General features: G+C 54.6%; 2 protein-coding genes. Both read left to right on the forward strand.

The annotated features are described in order from the left end of the window. The coding region (locus MKK70_RS14850; RefSeq protein ID WP_243948660.1) for a cupin domain-containing protein at positions 1-230 on the forward strand (230 nt) is incomplete at its 5' end. 465 nt (positions 231-695) lie between these two features. Continuing rightward, positions 696-1054, forward strand: a 359-nt coding sequence (locus MKK70_RS14855; protein WP_243948662.1) for a transposase, incomplete at its 3' end; no start/stop codon positions are given.

The following is a 1054-nucleotide window of genomic DNA, read 5'->3' on the forward strand; positions in this document are numbered from 1 at the left end:
AGCATTTCCACCGCGCCGAGCACTGGGTGGTGGTGAAGGGCACGGCGGAGGTGACGCTGGGCGAGCGCCTGGTCCTCGTGCACGAGAACGAGGCGGTGTACCTGCCGATCGGCTCGCTGCACCGCCTGACCAACCCCGGCAAGATCCCGCTCGAGCTGATCGAGATCCAGGTCGGCTCCTATACCGGCGAGGACGACATCATCCGCGTCGAGGATGTCTACGGGCGGTGAAAATGACGACGAATTATGCGGGCGGTGTACAGCACCAAACTCTTGAAATCATGATAGCCGTCAGGCATAATTCGAGCAAAAGCGCGTTCAGCCCATAAATTAAAGTAGTTTCACCCGAACCATCACGGCCTAAAGATTATAATTAGTTTTTAATAGAAACACTACTTGATTATACGTATATGAATTGAACTCATTTGAATATTATTGGCAAGGTAGAGAAATTGAAAAATAATCCTAAAATTTTTTACTGCTTTGAGTATGAAGCGCAATGTAGATTAATGTTTTATGTATATGAAAGAAACAATCAACCGCTCAAAGCTTTTCAATCCAAAATGGTATTGGTCCCCCCATTGAAGTGGTCCGCCCTTTGGTATGGCTTTCAAGCCTGTGACCCTGGCCCAGCAAACTGGTCCGCGCTGAGCGCAAGGTTTCGGGCATCCTGAACCCTGAAGGAGGGTGGATGCCATGCCTCGCAAGCGCTTTACGAATGAACAGATCGCCTTTGCCCTTCGGCAGGCGGAGAACGGCGCCTCGGTCGACGCGGTCTGCCGGAAGATGGGCGTCTCCGAGCCGACGTTCTACGGCTGGAAGAAGCAGTTCGTCGGCATGGGCGTGCCGGAGATCCGGCGGCTGAAGCAGCTGGAGGACGAGAACAGCAAGCTCAAACGATTGGTGGCCGACCTGACGCTGGGACGAGCGGCCAAAACCGGTGGCCTGGCAGGCCCGACGCTCGCTGATGCCGTAGGCCACCTGCAGGTGGCCGGCGACTTCACGGCGAGCGCTGGGCCTTACCACTTTCGCTTCAGGACATCCTGCAACATCGA

The sequence above is a fragment of the Methylobacterium sp. E-041 genome (assembly GCF_022829665.1).
Classification (GTDB): Bacteria; Pseudomonadota; Alphaproteobacteria; order Rhizobiales; family Beijerinckiaceae; genus Methylobacterium.